Raw genomic sequence first — 23,691 nt, forward strand, 5'->3', positions numbered from 1 at the left:
GGCGGTCGCGTGACGCGCTGGCCGTGATCTTGAACCCTTTTGGCGGGCTGCCACAACAGTTGGATGACGGTGCGTCGCCGAATTGTCATGGTACCGCCCCCTCCGCCGTCGCCGTCACATCGCCGCGCGCGGGATGTCGCGTCCAGACAGCCTGAGCGTCAGGTTGAGCAGCACGAGCGCCCCGATCACCACCAGCATGATGAGGGTGGAATAGGCGGCGGCGTGCGTCGTCGCGCCGGCGTCGTCGAGCAGCATCACCGTGACGGCAGCGAGGTTCGTGCCGGGCGAAACGAGGAAGATGATGCCCGACAGCGTCACCATCGAGCGCATGAAGAAGAAGATCCCGATTGCCAGCAGCGTCGGCAGCACGAGCGGGATGGTGACGTGGCGCAGCGTGTCCACCACGCGCCCTCCGAGGCAGGCGGAGGCCTCGTCGAAGCTCGACGAGATCTGCCGCAGCGACGTCGAGGCCGTCAGCATGCCCTGGGAGAAGTAGTGGAACACGTTGCACAGCGCGAGCATCAGCAGCGTGTCATAGATGAGGGAGAACGGCCCGGTCGCCTGGTTGAACGCGAAGATGTAGGCGAGGCCCAGCACCATGCCCGGGACGGCGGCCGGCAGCAGGCCGATGCCGTTGACCATGCGCCCGACGATGCCCTTGTCGCGCTTGATCACGAAGGCCGCGGCCATGGTGGTGACGACGCCGATGGCGGCGGCGATGAGGGACACGAGCACGCTGTTGACGAGGGGCTCGTAGCCGTTCTGGGCGGTGTTGTTGAGGTAGTTGTCGAGCGTGAAGGTGAGGTTGTAGGGCCAGCCCTTCACGAAGCTCGCGAACACCACCATGCCGATGACGGCCACGATCGGCAGCACGATGAGGCTCGCCGCGCCGAACATGACGGTGTCGAACAGGGGCGCCCGACGCGGCACGAGCGGCACGGACCGATCGGCGACGAGGGCGAACTGCCGCTTGTTGGCGATGCGCTCGATCTGGAAGGCGAGCAGCGCCGGCGCGAGCAGGACGATCGCCACCACCGAGCCGAGCTGGAAGTTCATCTGCCCCGACACCTGATTGTAGATGTCGTTGGCGAGCACGGTGTAGTCGCCGCCGATCACCATCGGGTTGCCGAAGTCGGTCAGGGCGATGGTGAAGACGAGGAAGGCGGCGGCCAGCAGGCCGAACTTCACGCTGGGCAGCGTGATGTCGAAGAACTTCCGCACCGGCCCGGCGCCCAGCACAGTCGCGGCCTCGTAGGTCCGCGCGTCGGCCACCGCGAGGGCCGTGGAGATCAGCAGAACCGCCTGCGGCAAGGCGTAGAGCACGTTGGCGATGACGATGCCCCAGAACCCGTAGATCTTGATCTGCAGGTCGAATGTGCTGTTCACGAGCCCGTTGCGTCCGAACAGGAAGATGAGCCCGATGCCCTGCACCAGCGAGGGGGCGAAGACCGGCAGCGTCACGAGGAACCGGAAGACGCCCTTGAAGGGCATGGCGGAGCGGGTCAGGGCGTAGGCGTAAACGAAGGCCAGCGAGACCGTGATGACGGTGACGGTGATGGAGACGGCGAAGCTGTTCCACGTGACCGTCGGAAACTTCCGGCCGCCGAAGACGCGCCAGTAGTTGTCGAGGCCCCAGCCGGTCTTTGTCGCCAGGCTCTTGGCGACGATGATCATCATCGGCCAGGCCACGAAGACGACCAGCAGCGCGACGATGGCGAGCCCGATGGTGGCGACGAAGACCTTGTCGGCGTCGAGCTTCAGCGAGCGGGCGCTCATGCGGGGAACTCGCGCAGGCGCTCGGCGGGCAGCGCGAGGGTCACGGCCTCGCCCTCGGCGACGGCGGAGAGGCCAGGGGCGTCGACGACGACGGTGACGCCGTTGACATCGGCCTCAATCCGCATGGTGGCGCCGAGGAACTGGCGGGAGACGACGCGACCCGCCACCGTATTCTCGCCCGGCGGCGAGCCGGCCGGCAGCACGACCACGTGCTCTGGCCGGATACCCGCGATGCCAGTGGGGGACACAGGCCCGCCGGGACCGCGCAGGGTGCCGATGCGGGCGATGTCCTGCGGACCGAGGAAGTTCATGTGCCCGACGAACTCGGCGACGAAGCGCGTGGTGGGGCGCAGGTAGAGCCCTTCCGGCGTGTCGGCCTGCTCGATCCGCCCGTGGTTCATGCAGATGACGCGGTCGGAGACGGCGAGCGCCTCCTCCTGGTCGTGCGTCACCATCAGCGTCGGCAGGTTGAGGCGGCGCTGCAGGTCGCGGATCTGGTCGCGGAGTGTCAGCCGTACCTTGGCGTCGAGCGCCGACAGGGGCTCGTCGAGGAGCAGCAGCTTCGGCTCGACCGCCAGCGCGCGGGCGACGGCGACGCGCTGCTGCTGGCCGCCGGAGAGCTGGTGGGGCAGGCGGTCGCCGATGCCGGGCAGGCCGACCGTGTCGAGCAATTCGCGCACCCTCTCCTGCGCCTGCGCCTTCGGGACGCGACGCAGCGTCAGGCCGTAGGCGATGTTCTCGGCGGCGGTGAGGTTGGGAAACAGCGAGTAGGACTGGAAGACGATGCCGAAGCCGCGCTGGCGGGCGGGCAGGTCTGTCAGGTCCGCGCCGTCGAGCGTCACCGTGCCCTCGCTGGCCTCCTCCAGCCCGGCCACGATCCGCAGCAGCGTGGTCTTGCCGCAGCCCGAGGGGCCGAGGAGGCAGACGAACTCGCCGTCGCGCACGTCGATGTCGACGTGGTCGAGGGCGACGACGTTGCCGAAGCGCTTCGTGACGTTGCGGACGGACAGATGCACGGGAGCGCGGACCCTGTGGGCGACGGGAAACGGAAAGAGACCGCACGGCGGTGCCGCGGCTGCGCCTTGGCGGGCGCCGGGGGGCTCTGCGGCCGGGTCGAACGAAAGACCCCCGCGGCCGGGCCGCGGGGGTCGGGTCTGTCAGCGCTCGAGGTCCTTCTTCCAGCGCTCGAGGATCGCATCGCGGTTCTTCGCGGAGGAGTCGAAGTCCATCTTGAAGAGCACGGTGCTCACGTCGGCCGGCAGGCCCGCCTTGATCGCCTCGTCGGAGAGCTTGCCGCCCGGGACGGTGACGATGCCCTTGTAGGCGTTGTAGGCGGCCACCGCCTCGGGGGTGAGGGCCCAATCGAGGAACTTCTTGGCGTCGGCCTTGTTCTTCGACGCCTTCATCAGGGCGTTGGCCTCGAGCTCGTAGCCCGCGCCCTCGGCCGGAATCACCATCTTGATCGGAGCGCCGCCGGCGATGGCCTTGATCGCCACGAACTCGTAGGAGAGGCCGATCGCCGCCTCGCCCGCGATGGCCATGCGGCACGGCCGCGAGCCCGACTTGATGTACTGGCTGATGTTGCCGTCGAGGTCCTTCAGGTACTTCCAGCCCGCCTGCTCGCCCATGCCCTGGAGCAGCGCGACGACCTGCAGGTAGCCCGTGCCCGAGGAGGCCGGGTTCGGCATCACGATCTCGCCCTTGTAGGCGGGGTTGAGGAGGTCCTTCCAGCTTGTCGGCATGGGAAGGTTCTTCTTGGCCAGCACGTCGGTGTTGACGCAGAACGCGGCCATGTAGCCCGTCGTCGCCACCCAGCGGTTCTGCGGGTCGCGGAAGCGCGGATTCATCTTGTCCGCGTCCTTGGGGGCGTAGCCTTCGGTGAGTTCGAGAATGCGGGGGTCGACCATGTTGGTCACCGCCCAGCCCCAGATCACGTCATGCTTCGGGTTGGACGCCTCCGCAAGCATGCGGGCGCCGAGGTCGCCCGTCGACAGGCGCAGGACGTTCACCTTGATGTCCGGATTGGCCTTGTTGAAGGCCGCGAGGTAGGCCTTCACCTCGTCTTCCTCGTAAGAGGTGTAGACGGTGATTTCGCCGGCCTGGGCCGCGAAGCCCGCCAGCATGGCCGCGCCCGCGACCAATCCCTTCCAGAACGACGTCATGATCCAGGCTCCCTCCCTGCGTGTCACGTCATCGTCATTGAAGGGATATTCGCACGCCGGGGCAAGGCCTTGTCTTCGCCGTTCACGGGAAGCAGCACCACCGGCCCACAGCCGCGACCGGTTTGTCGCGCAGGCGACCTCGGCCGTTCACCAGCCGACGAGGCCGTAGGTCCAGGCCACGATCTCGGCGCCGGCGACCAGCAGAACGGCCGTCCAGCCAAAAGCCATGCCGGACAACACGACGCCCGCCAGCACCGCGAGCCCGTCGCGGGCGAGGAAGCCGACGGCGAAGGCGATGAGCGCGACGGCCGGCGCGAAGTTGCCGAAGGGAATCGGCAACGCGATGATGATGGCAAGCGCCATGACCGGGGCGGCGAGGAGCACGCGCGCCCGGGTGCCGGCCAGGGTCGGGAACCGGCTCTCGCGCAAGTGCCGCTCGACCTTGCGCAGCCAGGGCAGGGCGGCGGCGATCACCCGCCGCAGCGAGGCCGCCGGCAGTTCCCGGCGACGCAACACGCCCGGGAGCCACAGCGAGCGCAGTCCGAGCAGCACCTGCAACCCGATGAAGAAGGTAAGCGTGCCGAAGGTGAGGCCCACCGGGCCGGGAATCGGGATGAGGGCCGGAAGGGTGAGGATCAGCAGCGCGAGCCCCAGGCCCTCCTGGCCCAGGCGATCGAAGGCGTCGCCCAGCGTCAGCGGCTGGTTGGAATAGCGGTGCTGTCGCAATCCTTCGGCGAGATCCAGCAGGCTGCGCTGGATGACGCCGTTGCGGCGGAGGCGGGCCGCCGGACGCGGCGCAGGTTCGGCAGGGCTCGCCGGGGCGGACATGAGGGTTGATGAAGGTGGCGCCACCCGGTCTCTCCGGCGTTTCATCGTCGAGCGGCGCCGGACAGGCGTTTCCGCGGTGCCTTCCGAGATGGGGAGGAGCAGCCCGCACGTCAAGCGGCCGTTTAATCACCAGATTTTCGTTGGGTTTTACTCAAAATCTGCAGATCCGTTAAAATTTTATGGAATTCGGCAAGGAGTTGGTGACGGCTGGCGGGCATTCTACTCAAAGTTGAGGAAAATGCGTCATGCGTGCCAGCTCCGGTGTCTCATCGCTCAGTCAGGACTTTCGCACACGGCGTGCGGGGGCGGGCGGCGTCGAGTCCGTCACCGTGCAGCGACCTGGCCGACGGATTGGCTTCGTTTCGTCGGCGGTCATCGTCGTTGCCGCGGTCGGGTTCGGCTGGCTCGTCGGCTCCGGCCGTCTCGTCCACGTCGTGGCCATGGCCCAGGACCTCCTGCACCGGCTGCACTGACGCGTCAGCGTTCGCGATGTCCGCCGCCTCACGCGCCGCGTGTGTAACGCGATTGCCCTGCACCCTCGGGTAGTGCTTTAAGTAAGCGAACCGTTTGCAATCGCGTGGTGCGCGTCGGGACTGGTCGTGGAGCCGGAGGACGATTTTCTCCTCGTCGTGGACGACACGCCCGAGGCGAGGGCCGCTCGGCGCGTGGCGACCGTCGCCGTCGTGGACGATGACGAGGCCGTGCACGAGGGAACGCGCTTCGCCCTGCAGGACTACGTGCTCGAAGGGGTGGGTCTTCGGATCCTCTCCGCCTACTCCGCCCAGGAGGCCCGCGATCTTCTCGAGCGGCATCCGGAGACGGCGGTCGTTCTCCTCGATGTGGTCATGGAGACGGACCGGGCGGGCCTGGACCTCGTCGAGTTCATCCGCAAGCAGCTCGGCAACGAGACGATCCGCATCATCCTGCGCACCGGCCAGCCCGGGCAGGCGCCCGAGCGCGAGGTCGTGCTTCGCTACGACATCAATGACTACAAGGCCAAGACGGAGCTGACCGCCGACAAGCTGTTCACGACGCTGACCGCCGCGCTGCGCAGCCATGACCAGTTGGTCCGCATCGGCGATACCAACCGCGCGCTGAAGTCGATGGTCGAGTTCACGGCGCGCCTGATGGGTCAGCGCTCCGTCCACAGGCTTGCCGACGAGGTGCTGGAATGCCTCGCCGAACTCGCGGGCGAGCCCTCCGGCGCCCTCGTCGCCATCGACGAGCCTGCGCGCCCGAGCCAGGGCGTTCGGCTTCTGGCCAGCACCGGCATCCATGGCGGCGCCGGCGGCCTCGGTGCGTTCGCCGCGCTGCCGGAGGAGCTCGGGGAGGACCTGCGGTCGCTCCTCGACGGGCCGCCCGGCCTGCGTTCGGCGGTGCCGCTGCGCGTCGCGCTGTCGACGGCCGGCGGGCGGCGCGTCGCGATCCGCGTGGACGGCGGGGCGGGCATGGCCGACCCCGTCCTGCTGCCGCTCTTCATGGACCGGGTGGCGGCTGCGTTCGACATGCTGCTGCTCCAGGAGGAGCTGCGGCTGGCCAACGAGCAGCTGGAGCAGCGCGTCGCGCAGCGCACGGGCGAGCTGATGGCCGCCAACCGGCGTCTGGAAACCCAGTACGCGCGGGCCCGGCGGACGGCCGCCTTCCAGAACGAGGTGCTGGGCATCGTGGCGCACGACCTCAAGAATCCGCTTGCCGTGATCATGGGGCGCACCGAGATCCTGCAGGAGACGCTCGCCCGGCTGCCGGACGTGGCGGAGATGACTCGCGGCCAGCTGGAACGGATCCGGGAATCGGCCCGCCGCCTCACGGGCATGGTCGACGCCCTCATCAAGGACGCCATGGTGGATGCGTCGGAACTTCCGATGCGCCTCGAATCCACGGACGCGGTCGCGCTGGTGCGCGAGGCAGTGGACGCGAACCGGCCGCTCGCCGAGCGCAAGGGCCAGGACATCCAGTTCGTCGCGCCGCCGCGGCTCGACGTCGTCTGCGACCACGAGCGCATGCGCGAGGCGGTGGACAACCTCGTCAGCAACGCCGTCAAGTACAGCCCGCGCGACGGCCACATCGCGGTGACGGTATCGCGGCTGGGCGATGAGGTCGTCATCGCCGTGCAGGACAGCGGCCCCGGCCTGCAGCCGGAGGACTATCCGCGCCTGTTCGGCCGGTTCCAGCGCCTCTCGGCCCGGCCGACCGGCGGGGAGAACTCCACGGGGCTCGGCCTCTTCATCACCAAGCGCATCGTCGACCTGCACGAGGGGCGGCTCGACGTCCGCTCGCTCGGCGCGGGCATGGGCAGCGTCTTCACCATCGCCATCCGCGCCGCCGTCGGCCGGGAGGTGGCGGCGTGAAGACCCACAACCACATCGCCGTCGTCGACGACGAGGCGGATGCCCGGGACATGGTCGGAGACTACCTGTCCCTTCACGGCTTCCGCGTGTCCCTGTGCGACGGCGGCGCCGCGCTGCGCCAGCTGATGGCACGCGACCTTCCGGACCTCGTCATCCTCGACCTGAACATGCCGGAGGAGGACGGGCTTTCGATCATCCGGTCCATGAAGCAGACGACGGCGGTGCCCGTGATCATGCTCACGGCCACGGCGAGCGCCATCGACCGCGTGGTCGGGCTCGAGCTCGGCGCCGACGACTACCTCGCCAAGCCTTGCGAGCTGCGCGAACTCCTGGCCCGCGTCCGCTCCGTCCTGCGGCGGGTCCGGTGGGTGCGCCCGGCGCAGGCCGAGCGCAGGCTGGCTGCCATCGTCTCCTTCGATATCGTCGGTTTCAGCCGGCACGTGCAGGACGACGAGCCGGGAACCCTCGCGGCCGTCGACCGCGTGCTCGCCGAGATCGTGGCCCCTTCGCTCCCTCCGCGGAACGGGCAGCTCTTCAAGATGCTCGGCGACGGCGCCCTGATCGAGTTCCAGAGCGTCGTGGACGCCGTGGAGTGGAGCGTCGCCTTCCAGGCGGAGGTCTCCGCCGAGACCTTCGCACCAGCCCCCCGGCTGGACTTCCGGGTCGGGATCGCCGTGGGGGACATCGTCGTCAGCAGCCAGGACCGCTTCGGGGAGGGCGTCGCACTTGCCGTGCGGGTCCAGGAGATGGCTGCTCCCGGCGACGTGATGCTGTCGGACTACGTGCACCAGCTGGTGCGCGGGAAGGTCGCCGCGAGCTTCGTCGACGAGGGGCTGCACGACCTCAAGAACATCGCCGAGCCCATGCGGATCTGGCGCTGGGACCGCGCTACGGCCTGAGGTCGACGCCGTCGAAGGGGTGGCGGCCGAGAGGGTCCATCACGAAGCCCGTCACCTCCTTCCGCGTCGCCATGAAGACGACGGAGTGCGCGATGGGCACCCACGGCGCCTGGTCGTGCACGATCTCCTGTGCCTTGCGGTAGAGCGCCTCGCGGGTCGGCCGGTCCGGCGTCCGCTTGGCCTGCGTGACGAGGCCGTCGAAGTCGGTGTTGCACCAGCGGGCGACGTTGTTGCCGCCGGGACGCGCCGCGATGCAGCCGAGCAGGACGTAGAGGAAGTTGTCCGGGTCGCCGTTGTCGCCCGTCCAGCCGTAGAGGGAGAGGGTGGGGGTGCCGGCCTGCAACTCCTTGCGGTACTCCGCCCAGTCGCGCGTCTCGAGCCGCAGCCGGATGCCGATGCGCCCGAGGTCGGCCTGGATCATCTCGGCGATGCGCTTGCCGTTGGGGTTGTAGGCGCGGCTCACGGGCATGTACCAGAGGTCGGCCTCGAAGCCGTCCGGCTTGCCGGCCTCGGCGAGCAGCTTCAGGGCCGCCGTGCGGTCGAAGGGATGGTCGGTGATGGCGTCGTTGTAGGACCACAGAGTTGGCGGGATCGGGTTCTTCGCCACCTTGCCGGCGCCCTGGTAGACGGCCGAGATGATCGCCGCCTTGTCGATCGCCATGCTCACGGCCCGGCGCACGCGGGGGTCGTCGAACGGCGGGCGGGTCGTGTTCATGGCCATGTAGCCGACGTTGAGGCCCTCCTGCTGGAGGAGCGTCAGCGCGGGATCCTGGGCGATGCGCGGGACATCGGCCGGGCTGGGGAACGCCATGACGTGGCATTCACCGGCCTTCAGCTTGGTGAAGCGCACCGCCGGGTTGGGCGTGATCGAGAACACGAGCGTATCGATGGGCTGGCGCCCGCCCCAGTAGCCCTCGAAGGCGCGGTAGCGCACCGTCACGTCCTTCTGGAAGCTGTCGAAAACGAACGGCCCGGTGCCGATCGGCTGCGTGTCGAGGAGTTCCGGCTTGCCGAGGGCCAGCAGCCGCTCCGCGTACTCGGCCGACAGGACCACGTTGAAGGGCATGGCGAGGTTGGCGAGGAACGGTGCCTCGGGCTTGGTGAGCGTGATCCTCACCGTCCGGTCGTCGATCTTGTCGATCGACTTGAGCAGGTCCGGCATTCCGAGGTCGCGGAAGAAATCGAAGCTGAAGCCGGACACCTTGTGGAACGGGTGATCCTCCTTCCACTGGCGGACCAGCGAGAACACGACGTCGTCCGCGTTCATCTCACGGGTCGGCTGGAACAGCGCGTTCGCGTGGAACCTGACGCCCGTGCGCAACCGGAAGACGTATTCCGTGCCGTCGGCTGAGATCGTCCAACTCTCCGCCAGCGACGGCCGGATGGTCGTGGAGCCCTTCTCGAACTCGACCAGGTTGTTGAACATCGGGCGCCCGGCGTTCATGCCGGTCGTCGTCGTGACGATCTGCGGATTGAGGGCTTCGGGATTGCCCTCGGAGCAGAACACGAGCGTCTTGGCGCCGGCAGGGGCCGCGAGCAGCGCGACGGCCAGCGTCCCTGCCGCCATTATGGGTGCGAAAGACCGAATCCCGTTCGTCACGATCCTGTCCTCCCCTGTGCGTTGGCGTTTCCGTTGCGACCGGCCGCATCGGCCGGCGCGGCGACCCGTGGCAGGTCGATGGTGTAGCGCGTGCCGCGTCCCGGTTCGCTCCACACGTCGATGCGGCCCTTCAGCGTCTGGGCCACGAGATTGTACACGATGTGCAGCCCCAGGCCCGTGCTGCCGCGCTGCCGGGCCGTGGTGAAGAACGGATCGAAGATCCGGCCGAGGTCCTCTGGATCGATGCCGCGGCCCCTGTCGGCCACGACGAGCGTCACCCGGTCCATGCCGTGGGGCGCGACCGAGATCGCGACCTCGCCTGACTGCCCCTCGTCATAGGCATGGATCGAGGCGTTGACGACGAGGTTCGTGACCACCTGCCCAAGGGCCCCCGGGTAGGTCTCTATCTCCACGTCCGGCGGGCAGTCGATCGTTACCGAGAGCCCTCGCTTGCGCAGCACCGGCGTGAGGCTGGTCACGATCTCGGCCAGCCATTCCCGCAGGTCGACCCTGCGCCGCTCTCCGCTGACCTGGTCCACCGCGACGCGCTTGAAGCTCTGGACGAGATCGGCGGCGCGCGTGAGGTTCGCGAAGAGGAGCCGGGATCCCTCCGTCATGCGCTCGGTGAAGGCGATCAGGCGGGAGCGGCGGAGCTGGTCTCCGCGGGCTTCCTCGGCGAAGCCGCGCGCCTCCTCGCCCATCTGCGTGGCCGTCGTAAGAGCGACGCCGACGGGGGTGTTGATCTCGTGGGCGACACCCGCGACGAGCTGGCCGAGCGAGGCCAGCTTTTCGGCCTGGATGAGGTCGGCCTGCGTCCGCCGCAGGTCCGCGAGCGCCTGGTCGGCGCGGGAAACCGCCTCCCGCAGCGCCCGCTCGCGCACCACGATCTCGCCGACGAAGACGTTGGCGGCGCGCGCCATGTCGCCCAGCTCGTCGCCGCGCCCGGCGTCCGTGACGCCGCCGCTGGCGGGATCGTCGGCCAGCTTCAGCATGGCGAGCCGCAGCCGGTGCAGCGGAAGCGTGATCGACCGCGCCACCACGAGCGCGGCTATGATGCCAGTCAGCAGCGCGATGGTCGCGCCGATGAGCAGGATCTTGCGGGTCGTCCCGCCCAGTCGGTCGGCGTCGCCGGTGAAGGTGTCGTTGAGCTCGCTCGCGCCCTGCGTCAGGGCCTCGGCGGCGAGATCCATGGAGGCGGCGGTGGCATTCTGCTGGCGGAGGCCGGCGGAGGTGGTCAGCAACCGGTCGCGCCAGGCGCGGATGGCGTCCACCATCTCGCTCTGGATCAGCGGAGAGATCGGCAGGGCGGAGATCGAGGCCGCGAGTTCGGCGCTTTCCTCTCCGAGGATGGCGACGGCGCCGATGTCGCGGTTGCCTAGGGCCTGGCCTGAGCGCTGGCCGAGCTTGAGCGCCGAGATGGCGACGTTCTGGGTGGCCTGTTCGGTCTCGTTCGCCTTCACCGAGTAGGTGAGGAGCTGCGCCACCTCCTCCTGCAGGGAGCGCCGCTCCGTCTCGTCGATCTTCAACAGGCGCTCGCACCAGTCGACGAGGGCGCGTCCCGTGGCGCCGAGGGTGCCGGTGGAGGTCGAGACGCCGGCATCGGCGTTGAGGCTGTCCGTCAGCCGCCGCAACTGGGCAACATCGGGTCCGCGTCCGGCTGCCTCGAGGGCGGCGGCGAGGTCCTGGCTGGCGTTGCGCAGTTCTGCGCGGGCGGCGCCGCGTCCCGCGCCATCGGCCGCCGCCAAGGCAACCAGGGCGCGCAGGTCCTGCGTCTTGTCGACGACGTCGCCGATCAGCGAAAGGCGGCGGTCCTTCTCGGCGAGCGAATTGACGATGTCGGCGTTGGAGGCCCGCTGACGCACCCGCGCCTCGTCCGTCAGCGCGATCAGCCTCGACGCGCGTTCCGCCATCTCGCGGACGAGGCGTTCGCTCTGCTCCATGGCGTGCACGAGCAGCCCCATCTGCTCCGTGTAGCGGGAGAGATCGGAGGAGGCCCGCTGCACGGCTTCCGTCTGTTCCGGCGTCCGCGTGAAGGCGACGAGGGCGGCGAGGTCGGAGCGGGCGCGGTTCGTCAGGGCAAAGAAGCGGCCGGCGGCCGCCATGCGGTCCTGCGAGGGGGCGACGATGAAGCGGTCGCGTTCGGCCGTCGAGACGAGCACGTCACGGTAGATGCTGCCGGCCAGCACCGCGCCGCTGCGCGCCCGGTCGGCCTCCTGCAGCAGCAGCCAGGCCGTGGCGGCGATGACCGCCGCCATGGCGATGGGAATGCCGCCGACGAGGATGACCTTCGATGCGATGCGCAGGGGAGGGACTCCGGTTGGCCGCGCCGAGGCAGTTGAGCGGAGGGCGCCCGCCACTGCAAGCCGCAGTTGCAAGCTGGACGACTTCCGCCGTGTTTGCCGGACGATGCGGCCCGGGGGAACGGCCGGGTTCAGGCTCGCGGTGTCTCGAGCCGCGCCTCGATCTGCTCCTTGATCAGCCAGATCTCGGCCTCGTGCGCCGCGCAGAGCCGGGCCCAGCGATCCTCGTGCATGGTCGGCGGGCGCCATGCGGTGAGCGTGGCGTAGCACTGGTTCTCGCCGAGCCCGCACACCGGACCGGGTACGACGCGGGCGCTGATCCGCGGCTGCCGAACCTCCAGCGAGCCGACCCGATAGTCGATCAGCAGCCGGGCCGGATCCGCATCGATCTCGAAGTAACCCTGGCCACCGTCGAACAGCGAGCGGCCGGTCCAGATACCGGCGGGCCCGGCCGGCTCGACCTGCATGCAGCCGAGGGACCACTGGCCGAGCCGGACGGGATCGACGAGAAAGTCGAAGACGGTCCGGGCAGGGGCCGCGACGAGGGCCGTGCAACTGTGGGAGAGGGTATTCACGGACATGGCCCATGTGTGGCGCACCGCGTGGACCGGCGTCAACGGCCCGTCGCGTGGGCGGTTGGCAGCACCGGGCGGTTCCTGCCAGACTGCCGGGCATGCTCTGGCGTCATTATCCCGACAAGGCGTCCCTGGACGCCCAGTTCACCCTCGACACCGTCTCCGACCTGCCGGGGATCATGCAGCGCCGCCTCGACCTGTCCGCGGCGGCGCGCGCGGCACGGCCGCACCGACTGAAGGTCCCATACGGTCCTGGGCCGGACGCGACGCTGGACCTCTTCTTCCCGGAGGAGGCGGCCCGGCCCGCGCCCGTCCTGATGTTCATCCATGGCGGGTTCTGGAAGGCGCTCGATGCTGCGACCTTCAGCTTCGTCGGCGGCGCCTTCGCCCCCGCCGGCGCCCTCGTGGCCGTGATCGACTATCCGCTGATCCCCGCCGTGCGGATGGACGGCATCGTCGACCACACGCGGGAGGCGCTACGCTGGCTCGCGCAGAACGCGGCGGAGCACGGCGGCGACCCTGCGCGCCTCCACGTCGCCGGCCACTCGGCCGGAGGCCACCTCACTGCCCTGCTGCTCGATCAGGCGTGGCAGAAGGAGGCGGGCCTGCCGCCGCGCTGTGTCCGGGGCGGCATCGCGATTTCGGGCGTCTTCGAACTCGAGCCGCTGCGTCGGTCGTTCCAGCAGGACACTCTGGATTTCTCGGAGGACGATGCCGAGCGGTGGAGCCCGCTGCGGCGCCTGCCGGCACAGGCTGCGCCCCTGGTCGTGACCGTCGGCGGCGCCGAGACGCAGGAGTTCGTGGACCAGTCGATCGAGTATGCGCAGGCGTGGCAGGAAGCTGGGCACGAGGCGCACCTGCACGTGGTGGCACAGGCCAACCACATCAGCATCCTCACGGACGCCTTCGCCCGGCCGGGCGCGCCGCTGCACACGGCGACCCTTCGTCAGATGGGCCTCTGCGGCTGACTTAGCGGCCCCGGTAGGGCGCGACGCCCTGGTCGGGCAGCCACAGGCCATCCGGCGGTGCGCCCGTCTGCCAGAACACGTCGATGGGGATGCCGCCGCGGGGGTACCAGTAGCCGCCGATGCGCAGCCACTCTGGCTCCAGCAGGTCGGCCAGACGCTTGCCGATGCCCACCGTGCAGTCCTCGTGGAAGGCGCCGTGGTTGCGGAAGGAGCCGAGGAACAGCTTGAGGGACTTGGACTCCACCAGCCACTGGCCCGGCGCGTAGTCGATCACGAGGATGCCGAAGTCCGGCTGGCCCGTGACCGGGCAGAGCGAGGTGAACTCGGTGCAGGTGAAGCGGGCGAGGTAGCGCGTGCCCGCTTGCGGGTTCGGCACGCGGTCGAGCACGGCCTCCTCGGGCGAGGCGGGGAGGGCGCTGGCCTTGCCGAGCTGCAGGGTTTCGAGGGTCATGGCGGCCTTTTCCGTTCCAGATGCCCGCGGCTGGGCGTTCGCTTCGCGCGTCATACAGGCTTTTCGTCTCGGTTTCATGCTTCCGTCGGGGAGCGTGCGCCCTTGCGCGCCCGCGCCCATGGCGTAAAAGCCCGGCATGCCTGCCCGCGCCGCCGGGCGACCACGAAGGAGATCCGCATGACCGCCATCGTCGACATCGTCGCCCGCCAGATCCTCGACAGCCGCGGCAACCCCACCGTCGAGGTCGACGTGACGCTTGAGGACGGCTCCATGGGCCGCGCGGCCGTTCCGTCGGGCGCCTCGACCGGAGCCCACGAGGCGGTCGAGTTGCGCGACGGCGACAAGACCCGCTGGTTCGGCAAGGGCGTCGGCAAGGCCATCGACGCCGTGAACGGCGAGATCTTCGACGCCATCGGCGGCATGGACGCCGAGGAGCAGGTCAAGATCGACGAGACGATGATCGCGCTCGACGGCACGCCGAACAAGGCGCGCCTCGGCGCCAACGCCATCCTGGGCGTGTCGCTGGCGGTGGCCAAGGCGGCGGCCGAGGCGAGCGCCATGCCGCTCTACCGCTACGTCGGCGGCACCTCGGCCCGCGTCCTGCCGGTGCCGATGATGAACATCGTCAATGGCGGGGCCCACGCCGACAATCCCATCGACTTCCAGGAGTTCATGATCCTGCCGGTCGGCGCACCGACGCTGGCCGAGGCGGTGCGCGTCGGCGCCGAGGTGTTCCACACGCTCAAGGGCGCGCTGAAGAAGGCCGGCCACAACACGAACGTCGGCGACGAGGGCGGCTTCGCCCCGAACCTGCCGTCGGCCGAGGCGGCGCTCGACTTCGTGATGAAGGCCATCGAGGCGGCCGGCTTCAAGCCCGGCGACGACGTGCTGATCGGCCTCGACTGCGCCTCGACCGAGTTCTTCAAGGACGGCGCCTACCATTACGAGGGCGAGGGAAAGACCCGCTCCATCGAGGAGCAGGCGCGCTACCTCGCCAAGCTCGTCGGCGATTATCCCATCGCCACCATCGAGGACGGCATGTCCGAGGATGACTGGGAGGGCTGGAAGATCCTGACCGACCTCGTCGGCAACCGCTGCCAGCTCGTCGGCGACGACCTGTTCGTCACCAACGTGAAGCGCCTGTCGCAGGGCATCGCCAACGGCATCGGCAACTCGATCCTCGTCAAGGTGAACCAGATCGGCTCCCTGACCGAGACCCTCGCGGCGGTCGACATGGCCCAGCGCGCCGGCTACACGGCCGTCATGTCCCACCGCTCGGGCGAGACGGAGGACGCGACCATCGCCGACCTCGCCGTGGCGACGAACTGCGGGCAGATCAAGACGGGCTCGCTCGCCCGCTCTGACCGCACGGCCAAGTACAACCAGCTGATCCGCATCGAGCAGGAGCTCGGCACCTCGGCCCGCTACGCCGGGCGCGGCGCCCTGAAGGCGCTGGCGCGCGCCTGAAACGCCCGCACTGAGCTCTCGACGGTTCCGGCCGGGCCTCGTGCCCGGCCGTTTCCATTGGGGGCCGCCTCTGTGAGGAGACGACGGAGGCAGTTGCGGGACGCCGGGCGTTAACACGGCGTCAACCATCCGGGCGCGATGGTTCCGCCATGGTCGTCCGCCGCCGCCTCCGCGCCGTCCTGATTCCGCTCGTGCTCTACGCCGTCTCCGGCGGAGCGGTGTACTACTTCATGTACCATGCGCAGCACGGCAGCCGGGGCATCGAGACCAAGGCTGCCCTGAAGCAGCAGATCGTCGAGATGGAGCGCGAACTCGGCGAGCTGAAGGACGAGCGGGCCGATTGGGAACGGCGCGTCGCGATGATGCGCACGGACAATGTCGACCGCGACCTGCTCGAGGAGCGGGCGCGTCTGACCCTCAACCGGCTTCACCGCAATGACGTCGTCATCATGACCGGGCCGAACGCCGCGCTGGGCCAGTAACGGCGCCGCAGCAACGCTTTGTTGCATCGCAGCAGATGAACGACATTCCAGTTCATCGCCTAAGCGCGTGGTAATTCAATAACTTGTTCGGGCAATCGGTCTCGGTTGCAACCATTCTTGCGCTCGCAAATGCGCGGCGGCTGCGATACTGTCACGCCAACAGTCGAGCCCGGGGAGGGCTCTCCAAGGAGGTGCCGATGGCGGTTGCCGCCCGTAAAGCAGGGGGCGCGTCCAAGTCGACCGCGTCCCGTTCCGCAGCGCCCAGCAAGACGGCCGGCCGCAAGGCGTCCGGCCCCGCGCCGCTGACCCGCGACCAGGACGTCGCGGCCTACCGCGAGATGCTGCTCATCCGCCGCTTCGAGGAAAAGGCCGGCCAGATGTACGGCATGGGCCTCATCGGCGGCTTCTGCCACCTCTACATCGGCCAGGAGGCCGTCGTCGTCGGCATGCAGATGGCGACGAAGCAGGGCGACCAGGTCATCACGGGCTACCGTGACCACGGCCACATGCTGGCCTGCGGCATGGACCCCAAGGGCGTCATGGCCGAGCTCACCGGCCGGCGCGGCGGCCTGTCCAAGGGCAAGGGCGGCTCGATGCACATGTTCAGCGTCGAGAAGCACTTCTACGGCGGCCACGGCATCGTCGGCGCGCAGGTGTCGCTGGGCACGGGCCTCGCCTTCGCCAACCGCTACCGCGGCAACGACAATGTCTCGCTGACCTATTTCGGCGACGGCGCGGCCAACCAGGGCCAGGTCTACGAGAGCTTCAACATGGCTGAGCTCTGGAAGCTCCCGGTCGTGTACGTCATCGAGAACAACCGTTACGCCATGGGCACGGCCGTGAGCCGCGCGTCCGCGCAGACGGATTTCTCCAAGCGCGGCATCTCCTTCAACATCCCGGGCGAGCAGGTGGACGGCATGGACGTCCGCGCCGTCTACGCGGCCGCCCAGCGCGCCGTGCAGTGGTGCCGGGACGGCAAGGGCCCGTACATCCTCGAGATGCAGACCTACCGCTACCGCGGCCACTCCATGTCCGACCCGGCCAAGTACCGGTCGAAGGACGAGGTGCAGAAGATGCGCGAGGAGCGGGACCCGATCGAGCAGGTCCGGCGCCGTCTCCTGGAGGACTGGAAGGTCTCCGAGGACGAGCTGAAGGGCATCGACGCCAAGGTGCGCGAGATCGTCAACGAGGCGGCCGAGTTCGCCACGAACGATCCCGAGCCCGATGCGTCAGAGCTCTGGACCGACATCCTGAAGTGAAACTCGAAGACCGCGGCCCGCGGCGCGCCCCGACGCGCGCCGGGCGGCGGTCCCGCTCAACGGCCGACCACGGGGATTGCTCTCCATGCCGATCGACATCCTGATGCCCGCGCTCTCCCCGACGATGGAGAAGGGCAACCTCGCCAAGTGGCTCAAGAACGAAGGCGACAAGGTCAAGTCCGGCGACATCATCGCCGAGATCGAGACCGACAAGGCGACCATGGAGGTCGAGGCGGTGGACGAGGGTGTCCTCGCCAAGATCCTCGTGCCCGCCGGCACCGCCGACGTCCCCGTGAACGAGAAGATCGCGATCCTGGCCTCCGACGGCGAGGATCCGGCCACGGTGTCCGCCACCGGAGGCGCCTCGATGCCGGGCCAGCCGGAGACGGCCGAGGTCGCGGCCGAGCCGGTGCCGGCGGTGTCGGTCGAGGCTCCCGCGCCGGCGACGGTGCCCGCCGCCCCCGCGTCCGGCTATGACGCGTCGACCGAGGTGCCTGCCGGCACCGAGCTCGTCACGATGACCATGCGCGAAGCGCTGCGCGACGCGATGGCCGAGGAGATGCGGCGCGACGAGTCGGTCTTCGTGATGGGCGAGGAGGTCGCCGAGTACCAGGGCGCCTACAAGGTCACGCAGGGCCTTCTGCAGGAGTTCGGCGCCCGCCGCGTGATCGACACGCCGATCACCGAGCACGGCTTCGCCGGCGTCGCTGTGGGCGCGGCCTTCACCGGGCTGCGGCCGGTGGTGGAGTTCATGACGTTCAACTTCGCCATGCAGGCGATCGACCAGATCATCAACTCGGCGGCGAAGACCCTCTACATGTCCGGCGGCCAGATGGGCTGCCCGATCGTGTTCCGCGGTCCCAACGGCGCGGCGGCCCGCGTCGCCGCGCAGCACAGCCAGGATTACGCCGCCTGGTACTCCAACATCCCGGGCCTGAAGGTGGTGTCGCCGTCGAACGCGGCCGACGCCAAGGGCCTTCTCAAGGCGGCGATCCGGGATCCCAACCCGGTGATCTTCCTCGAGAACGAGATCCTCTACGGCCAGTCGGCCCCCGTGCCGAAGCTCGACGACTTCGTGCTGCCGATCGGCAAGGCCCGCATCGCGCGGCCCGGCCACCACGTGACCATCGTCTCGTGGTCCATCGGCATGACCTACGCCCTGAAGGCAGCCGAGGAACTCGCCAAGAAGCACATCTACGCCGAGGTCATCGACCTGCGGACGATCCGCCCGATGGACGTCGACACCATCGTGGCATCGGTCCAGAAGACCGGACGCTGCGTCACGGTCGAGGAGGGCTGGCCCCAGTCGGGCGTGGGTTCCGAGATCGCCGCGCAGATCATGGAGCGCGCCTTCGACTACCTAGATGCGCCGGTGAAGCGCGTGACGGGCAAGGACGTGCCGATGCCCTATGCCGCCAACCTCGAGAAGCTCGCGCTGCCGAGCGTCGCGGAGGTCATCGAGGCCGTCCGCTCCGTGACGTACCGGTGACGCCGTGAGCGACGGCCCCGAGCTTCACGCGCTGGAGACACCGCCCGACGTCGTGGAGAACGGCGGGCACGAGGTGGTCCGCGCCTTCGTGAGCAACGGGGCCGTCAGCGTCGCCATGCGGCGGTCGTTCGACGACCCGTTCGTGTGGGGCATGCTGCTCGTCGATCTCGCCCGCCACGCCGCCCGCATCTACGCCGCAGAGACGGAGATGTCGGAAGGCGAGGCGATGGCCCGCATCGTCGAGGGCCTGCAGGCCGAACTTGACAATCCCACCGATCCCGGCGCCACCGGCGCCATCAATTGACCGAGCCAGGGGCTGCCCGATGCCAGTCAACGTCCTGATGCCCGCCCTCTCGCCCACGATGGAAAAGGGCAACCTCGCCAAGTGGTTGAAGAAGGAGGGCGATACGATCAAGGCGGGTGACGTCATCGCCGAGATCGAGACCGACAAGGCGACCATGGAGGTCGAGGCGGTCGACGAGGGCGTGCTCGCCAGGATCGTCGTCCCGGCCGGCACGGCCGACGTGCCGGTCAACGAGTTGATCGCGCTCATCGCCGGCGAGGGCGAGGATCCGAAGGCCGTCTCGGCCGGCGGCGGCGCGAAGGCGCCGGCCCCCGCCGCTGCGGCCCCGGCGGCTCCGGCTCCCGCCGCTCCCGCACCTGCAGCCGCTCCCGCTGCTGCCGCGGCCCCGGCTCCTGCCGGTGCGCCCGCGGGCGCCAACGGCGCGGCCCGGGTGTTTGCGTCGCCGCTGGCGCGTCGGATTGCGAAGGAGGCTGGCGTCGACATCGCCACCGTGGCCGGCACCGGCCCGCACGGGCGCGTGGTCGAGCGCGACGTGCGCGCCGCGCTCGCGGGCGGCACGGCGAAGCCGGCCGCTGCTGCCCCGGCCCCCGCCGCCTCGGCTCCGGCTCCGGCCGCGAAAGCACCGGCTCCCGCTCCCGCTGCGGCTCCGGCCGGCATGGGCGACGATGCCATCCGCAGGCTCTACGAGCCCGGCAGCTACGAAGAGGTGCCGCACGACAACATGCGCAAGGTGATCGCGCGCCGCCTGCTCGAGGCGAAGCAGACGATCCCGCACTTCTACCTCACCATCGATTGCCAGCTCGACGCGCTGCTCGCCCTGCGCGAGCAGATCAACGGCTCGGCGCCGAAGGACAAGGACGGCAAGCCGGCCTTCAAGGTCTCGGTCAACGACTTCGTCATCAAGGCGCTGGCGCTCGCGCTGGTTCGCGTGCCGGAGGCCAACGTCACCTGGACCGACGGCGCGATGCTCAAGCACCGCCACGCCGACGTGGGCGTCGCGGTCTCCATCCCGGGCGGCCTGATCACGCCGGTGGTGCGCAAGGCCGACACGAAGACGCTCTCGGCGATCTCCAACGAGATGAAGGACTTCGCCGCCCGAGCCCGCGCCCGCAAGCTGAAGCCCGAGGAGTACCAGGGCGGCTCGTCGGCCGTGTCCAACCTCGGCATGTTCGGCATCAAGGACTTCGCCGCGGTGATCAACCCGCCGCACTCCTCGATCCTCGCCGTCGGGGCGGGCGAGCAGCGGGTGATCGTGAAGAACGGCCAGCCGGCCGTCGCCACGCTGATGTCGGTGACGCTCTCGACCGACCACCGTGCCGTCGACGGCGCGCTAGGGGCTGAGCTGATCGGCGCCTTCAAGCAGCTGATCGAGAACCCGATGGGAATGCTGGTTTGACCGCGATGGCGACCACCGCGAGGCCTTCGCCAAGGCGGGGTCACCGCGGACTGCGGCCAACGCATGCCAACGAGACCTGAAAAGTAGACCTAAGTCGTCAGCTCGTGCCCCCGCGGGCGCGGCCGACCTTCCGGCAACCGGCGAAGCATCAGCGGATGCGGGGGCATCCGCGCTCGCCCGAGCGATGAGGGGCACTCATGTCCGACTACGACGTCATCATCATCGGCGGGGGCCCGGGCGGCTACGTCGCGGCGATCCGCTCGGCGCAGCTGGGCATGAAGACGGCCGTCGTCGAGCGCGAGCATCTCGGCGGCATCTGCCTCAACTGGGGCTGCATCCCGACCAAGGCGCTGCTGCGTTCGGCCGAGGTCTATCACCAGATGCAGCACGCCTCGGCCTACGGGCTCACGGCGCAGGGCGTCGGCTTCGACGTCGGGGCGGTGGTCAAGCGCTCGCGCGGCGTCTCGGCGCAGCTCAACGGCGGCGTCGGCTTCCTGATGAAGAAGAACAAGGTGGACGTGATCTGGGGCGAGGCCACCATCACGAAGGTCGGCGAGGTGAAGGTCGCCGCACCGAAGAAGCCCGCCGTCCAGCCGCAGAACCCGCCGCCGAAGGGCACGCTGGGGGAGGGCACCTACAAGGCGAAGAACATCGTCGTCGCGACCGGCGCGCGTCCGCGGGTGCTGCCGGGCATCGAGCCGGACGGCAAGCATATCTGGACCTATTTCGAGGCGATGGTGCCGCCGTCGATGCCGAAGTCACTGCTGGTGATGGGTTCCGGCGCCATCGGCATCGAGTTCGCCTCGTTCTACCGCACCATGGGCGCCGAGGTGACGGTCATCGAGCTGCTGCCGCAGATCCTTCCCGTGGAGGACGCCGAGATCGCGGCGCTGGCGCGCAAGCGCTTCGAGAAGCAGGGCATGAAGATCATCACGGGCGCCAAGGTGACGAAGGTGGAGAAGTCCGCCGCCGGGGTCACGGCGACGGTGGACGACGGCAAGTCGGTGCAGAAACTGACGGCCGAGAAGCTGATCTCGGCCGTGGGCGTCGTCGGCAACGTCGAGGGGCTCGGGCTCGAGGCGCTCGGCGTGAAGATGGACCGCGGCACGGTGGTCACCGACGGCACGGGCCGCACGAACGTGCCCGGTATCTGGGCCATCGGCGACGTAGCCGGCCCGCCGATGCTCGCCCACAAGGCCGAGCACGAGGGGGTGATCTGCGTGGAGACCATCAAGGGCCTGCACACGCACCCGATGGACAAGCTGAAGATCCCCGGCTGCACCTACTGCAACCCGCAGATCGCCAGCGTCGGCCTCACCGAGGCGAAGGCGAAGGAGCAGGGCTACACCGTCAAGGTCGGCCGCTTCCCTTTCGTCGCCAACGGCAAGGCCATCGCGCTCGGCGAGCCGGACGGCCTCGTCAAGACCGTGTTCGACGCCAAGACCGGCAAGCTCCTCGGCGCGCACATGGTCGGTGCGGAGGTGACGGAGCTCATCCAGGGTTACGTCGTCGCCATGACGCTGGAGACGACCGAGGAGGACCTGATGCACACGGTCTTCCCCCATCCCACGCTCTCGGAGATGATGCACGAAAGCGTCCTCGACGCCTATGGACGCGTGATCCACACCTGAGGCGGCGGGGAGAGGGGCATGGACGGCGGGGTCTACGCGGCGCTCGGGCAGCCCGGGGTCGGGCTCTTCATGATGCTGGTGATCGGCCTGCTGGCGGGCTGGATCGCCGAGAAGATCACCGAGTCCCGCCATGGCCTCGTCACCAACCTGATCGTCGGCGTGATCGGGGCGTTCGTCGGCGGCAAGCTCGCCGAGTTGCTCAACATTCCGGTCTTCGGCTTCTTCCGCACCCTGATCGCGGCGGTCGCCGGCGCGGTCCTCGTCCTGTGGGCCTGGCGGCAGGTGCGCTCGGGCGGCACGCCCAGGGCCTGAGTGCCGAAGCCTGATGCCCAAGGCTTGCGCGCGCGGGCCTGACCCGCGCAATTGCGCTTCACATCCCGCGGCAGGCAGCCCACACTCCCCGGCAAGTGCGACGACAGCACAACCCAGGGGAGAGATCGCCACATGGCACGCATCACGCGCCGTCACGGGCTGGCCCTCGCGGCCGGCCTCGCCCTCACCGCCGGCATGGGGATGCCGGCCTCCGCCCAGACGGTCACGCTGGATTTCCCGAGCTGGCAGGCGGAGGAGCCGGGCGTCTCGGGCTGGTGGAAAGCGCTGATCGCCGAGTTCGAGCAGCAGAACCCGGGCGTCAAGGTCAACCTCTACTCGATCCCCTTCGCCCAGTACGTGCAGCAGCTGACCGTGCGCTTCGCCGGCAACAACCCGCCGGACGTGGTCCACCTGCCGACGCGCAACTTCGCAGCCTTCGCCTCGCAGGGCTGGCTCCTGCCCATCGACGACCGGCTGAAGGCCACCGACATCCCCGCCATGTGGACACCGCTGCAGGGCGACATGAAGTGGGACGGCAAGGTCCAGGGCGTGCTGCTCATGGGCTATGGCAGCCTGCTCTACTACAACCAGAAGCTGCTCGATGACGCCGGCGCAAAGGTGCCGACCACGCCGGCCGAGTGGCTTGCGGCCATCGAGAAGACGACCAAGCGCGACCAGGGCCAGTTCGGCCTCGTCGCGACCTCCATCGAGCATCCCAACCTCGTGGTCGAGGCCGGAACGTGGGTGATGGGGCAGGGGCTCGACTGGGTGAAGGACGGCAAGTACGCCTTCACGGACCCGAAGGTGGTGGCCGCGGTCGAGCAGTACCGCACGTCGATGAAGTTCGCGCCTCCCGGTACCAACTCGACGACCGCGCGCCAGCTCTTCATCGACGGCAAAGCCGCCTTCCTGCGCGACGGGCCGTGGATCTGGGCGTTCGTCGAGAAGGCACCGGAGGCGGTGCGCGCCAACCTCAAGGTCACGCGTGTGCCGTTCCCCAACGTCACGGGCGGCACGTCGAACTCCATCCACATTGCCGCGGGGACGTCGAAGGAAAAGCAGGAGCTGGTGTGGAAGCTCATCCAGCTGGCCGCGACGCCGAAGTGGCAGGGCCAGTACGTGCTGATGTCCGCTTCGCCTGCGCCGCGCCGGGACTCGCTGCCAGCGGACGCGGCGCAGAAGCTCCCGCACCTCAAGCTCGTGATGGATTCCGCCGCGACCGCGGTGTCGGTCTTCCCGACGCAGCCGGCGCTCATGGAGAGCTACAACGAGTACGCGACCATCTTCGGCCGTGCGATGCTCAAGTTGCAGTCGACGCAGGACCCGACCGAGAAGGTCCTCGGCGACCTGCAGAAGGAACTGGAGCGCGCCGTGCCGCTGAAGTGACGGCGGGTTCGGCGAGGGGGCCCGCCCCTTGGCGCGCTCCGCAATCCCATCCAGCGGA

21 protein-coding genes are annotated in these 23,691 nt (G+C 69.2%); 13 read left to right on the forward strand and 8 right to left on the reverse strand.

Annotation, left to right across the window (positions count from 1 at the left end):
- Positions 1-114: 114 nt before the first annotated feature.
- The 4 genes from ACX9GQ_RS04455 to ACX9GQ_RS04470 all read right to left on the reverse strand — a co-directional run bounded on the left by ACX9GQ_RS04455 (position 115) and on the right by ACX9GQ_RS04470 (position 4,790).
- Positions 115-1,776, reverse strand: coding sequence for an ABC transporter permease subunit (locus ACX9GQ_RS04455; protein ID WP_459628331.1), 1,662 nt, complete (start codon positions 1,774-1,776; stop codon positions 115-117).
- Positions 1,773-2,792 carry an ABC transporter ATP-binding protein gene (locus tag ACX9GQ_RS04460; RefSeq protein WP_459628332.1) on the reverse strand — a complete coding sequence of 340 codons (1,020 nt, stop codon included), beginning with the start codon at positions 2,790-2,792 and terminating at the stop codon, positions 1,773-1,775. Before ACX9GQ_RS04460 ends, ACX9GQ_RS04455 begins: the two co-directional genes overlap by 4 nt.
- 141 nt (positions 2,793-2,933) lie before the next feature.
- On the reverse strand, positions 2,934-3,938 hold the full coding sequence (locus tag ACX9GQ_RS04465; RefSeq protein ID WP_459628333.1) for an ABC transporter substrate-binding protein: 1,005 nt from the start codon (positions 3,936-3,938) through the stop codon (positions 2,934-2,936).
- A 147-nt stretch (positions 3,939-4,085) separates the two neighbouring features.
- A complete protein-coding gene (locus tag ACX9GQ_RS04470; RefSeq protein ID WP_459628334.1) occupies positions 4,086-4,790 on the reverse strand; it encodes an exopolysaccharide biosynthesis protein in 705 nt (234 codons plus the stop codon).
- A 221-nt stretch (positions 4,791-5,011) separates the two neighbouring features.
- Between ACX9GQ_RS04470 and ACX9GQ_RS04475 the strand changes: the two genes are divergently transcribed.
- The 3 genes from ACX9GQ_RS04475 to ACX9GQ_RS04485 all read left to right on the forward strand — a co-directional run bounded on the left by ACX9GQ_RS04475 (position 5,012) and on the right by ACX9GQ_RS04485 (position 8,013).
- Positions 5,012-5,239: a hypothetical protein gene (locus ACX9GQ_RS04475; RefSeq protein WP_459628335.1), complete on the forward strand. Its 228-nt coding sequence runs from the start codon at positions 5,012-5,014 to the stop codon at positions 5,237-5,239.
- A 126-nt stretch (positions 5,240-5,365) separates the two neighbouring features.
- A complete protein-coding gene (locus ACX9GQ_RS04480) occupies positions 5,366-7,114 on the forward strand; it encodes a hybrid sensor histidine kinase/response regulator (RefSeq protein WP_459628336.1) in 1,749 nt (582 codons plus the stop codon).
- Positions 7,111-8,013 carry a response regulator gene (locus ACX9GQ_RS04485; protein ID WP_459628337.1) on the forward strand — a complete coding sequence of 301 codons (903 nt, stop codon included), beginning with the start codon at positions 7,111-7,113 and terminating at the stop codon, positions 8,011-8,013. The genes ACX9GQ_RS04480 and ACX9GQ_RS04485 overlap by 4 nt, the downstream gene beginning before the upstream one ends.
- Here the strand turns inward: ACX9GQ_RS04485 and ACX9GQ_RS04490 are convergent.
- Genes ACX9GQ_RS04490 through ACX9GQ_RS04500 form a run of 3 tightly spaced genes read right to left on the reverse strand, consistent with a single transcriptional unit; the run spans position 8,003 to position 12,494 of the window.
- The gene (locus ACX9GQ_RS04490) at positions 8,003-9,580 is read right to left on the reverse strand and encodes an ABC transporter substrate-binding protein (RefSeq protein ID WP_459628535.1); all 1,578 of its coding nucleotides are present in this window, start codon (positions 9,578-9,580) and stop codon (positions 8,003-8,005) included. The genes ACX9GQ_RS04485 and ACX9GQ_RS04490 overlap by 11 nt on opposite strands.
- A 29-nt stretch (positions 9,581-9,609) precedes the next feature.
- On the reverse strand, positions 9,610-11,988 hold the full coding sequence (locus ACX9GQ_RS04495) for an ATP-binding protein (RefSeq protein ID WP_459628338.1): 2,379 nt from the start codon (positions 11,986-11,988) through the stop codon (positions 9,610-9,612).
- A 56-nt stretch (positions 11,989-12,044) separates the two neighbouring features.
- Positions 12,045-12,494 (reverse strand): SRPBCC family protein, encoded by a 450-nt coding sequence (locus ACX9GQ_RS04500; RefSeq protein WP_459628339.1) that lies wholly within the window; start codon positions 12,492-12,494, stop codon positions 12,045-12,047.
- Between the two features lie 92 nt (positions 12,495-12,586).
- Here ACX9GQ_RS04500 and ACX9GQ_RS04505 point away from each other — a divergent pair, with 92 nt between their 5' ends.
- On the forward strand, positions 12,587-13,456 hold the full coding sequence (locus ACX9GQ_RS04505; RefSeq protein WP_459628340.1) for an alpha/beta hydrolase: 870 nt from the start codon (positions 12,587-12,589) through the stop codon (positions 13,454-13,456).
- 1 nt (position 13,457) lies between these two features.
- Here the strand turns inward: ACX9GQ_RS04505 and queF are convergent, their stop codons facing one another.
- On the reverse strand, positions 13,458-13,907 hold the full coding sequence (queF, locus tag ACX9GQ_RS04510; RefSeq protein ID WP_459628341.1) for a preQ(1) synthase: 450 nt from the start codon (positions 13,905-13,907) through the stop codon (positions 13,458-13,460).
- A 177-nt stretch (positions 13,908-14,084) separates the two neighbouring features.
- On the opposite strand from queF, the gene eno reads away from it, so the two are divergent.
- The 9 genes from eno to ACX9GQ_RS04555 all read left to right on the forward strand — a co-directional run bounded on the left by eno (position 14,085) and on the right by ACX9GQ_RS04555 (position 23,633).
- Entirely contained in the window at positions 14,085-15,374 is a 1,290-nt protein-coding gene (gene eno, locus ACX9GQ_RS04515; protein ID WP_459628342.1) for a phosphopyruvate hydratase, read from the forward strand.
- A gap of 149 nt (positions 15,375-15,523) precedes the next feature.
- Positions 15,524-15,856 (forward strand): FtsB family cell division protein, encoded by a 333-nt coding sequence (locus ACX9GQ_RS04520; RefSeq protein WP_459628343.1) that lies wholly within the window; start codon positions 15,524-15,526, stop codon positions 15,854-15,856.
- Between the two features lie 197 nt (positions 15,857-16,053).
- Positions 16,054-17,115, forward strand: coding sequence for a pyruvate dehydrogenase (acetyl-transferring) E1 component subunit alpha (pdhA, locus tag ACX9GQ_RS04525; protein WP_459628344.1), 1,062 nt, complete (start codon positions 16,054-16,056; stop codon positions 17,113-17,115).
- A gap of 85 nt (positions 17,116-17,200) precedes the next feature.
- Positions 17,201-18,604 (forward strand): pyruvate dehydrogenase complex E1 component subunit beta, encoded by a 1,404-nt coding sequence (locus ACX9GQ_RS04530; RefSeq protein WP_459628345.1) that lies wholly within the window; start codon positions 17,201-17,203, stop codon positions 18,602-18,604.
- A 4-nt stretch (positions 18,605-18,608) separates the two neighbouring features.
- Complete coding sequence (locus ACX9GQ_RS04535; RefSeq protein WP_459628346.1) at positions 18,609-18,908, forward strand: DUF5076 domain-containing protein; 300 nt, start codon at positions 18,609-18,611, stop codon at positions 18,906-18,908.
- Positions 18,909-18,927: 19 nt separating this feature from the next.
- Positions 18,928-20,304, forward strand: coding sequence for a pyruvate dehydrogenase complex dihydrolipoamide acetyltransferase (locus ACX9GQ_RS04540; protein ID WP_459628347.1), 1,377 nt, complete (start codon positions 18,928-18,930; stop codon positions 20,302-20,304).
- A 197-nt stretch (positions 20,305-20,501) separates the two neighbouring features.
- Entirely contained in the window at positions 20,502-21,935 is a 1,434-nt protein-coding gene (gene lpdA / locus ACX9GQ_RS04545; protein WP_459628348.1) for a dihydrolipoyl dehydrogenase, read from the forward strand.
- Positions 21,936-21,953: 18 nt separating this feature from the next.
- Positions 21,954-22,247, forward strand: a complete 294-nt coding sequence (locus ACX9GQ_RS04550; RefSeq protein WP_459628349.1) for a GlsB/YeaQ/YmgE family stress response membrane protein — start codon at positions 21,954-21,956, stop codon at positions 22,245-22,247.
- A gap of 132 nt (positions 22,248-22,379) precedes the next feature.
- Positions 22,380-23,633: an ABC transporter substrate-binding protein gene (locus ACX9GQ_RS04555; RefSeq protein ID WP_459628350.1), complete on the forward strand. Its 1,254-nt coding sequence runs from the start codon at positions 22,380-22,382 to the stop codon at positions 23,631-23,633.
- Positions 23,634-23,691 lie beyond the last annotated feature (58 nt).

It is taken from the genome of Alsobacter sp. R-9, assembly GCF_054612375.1.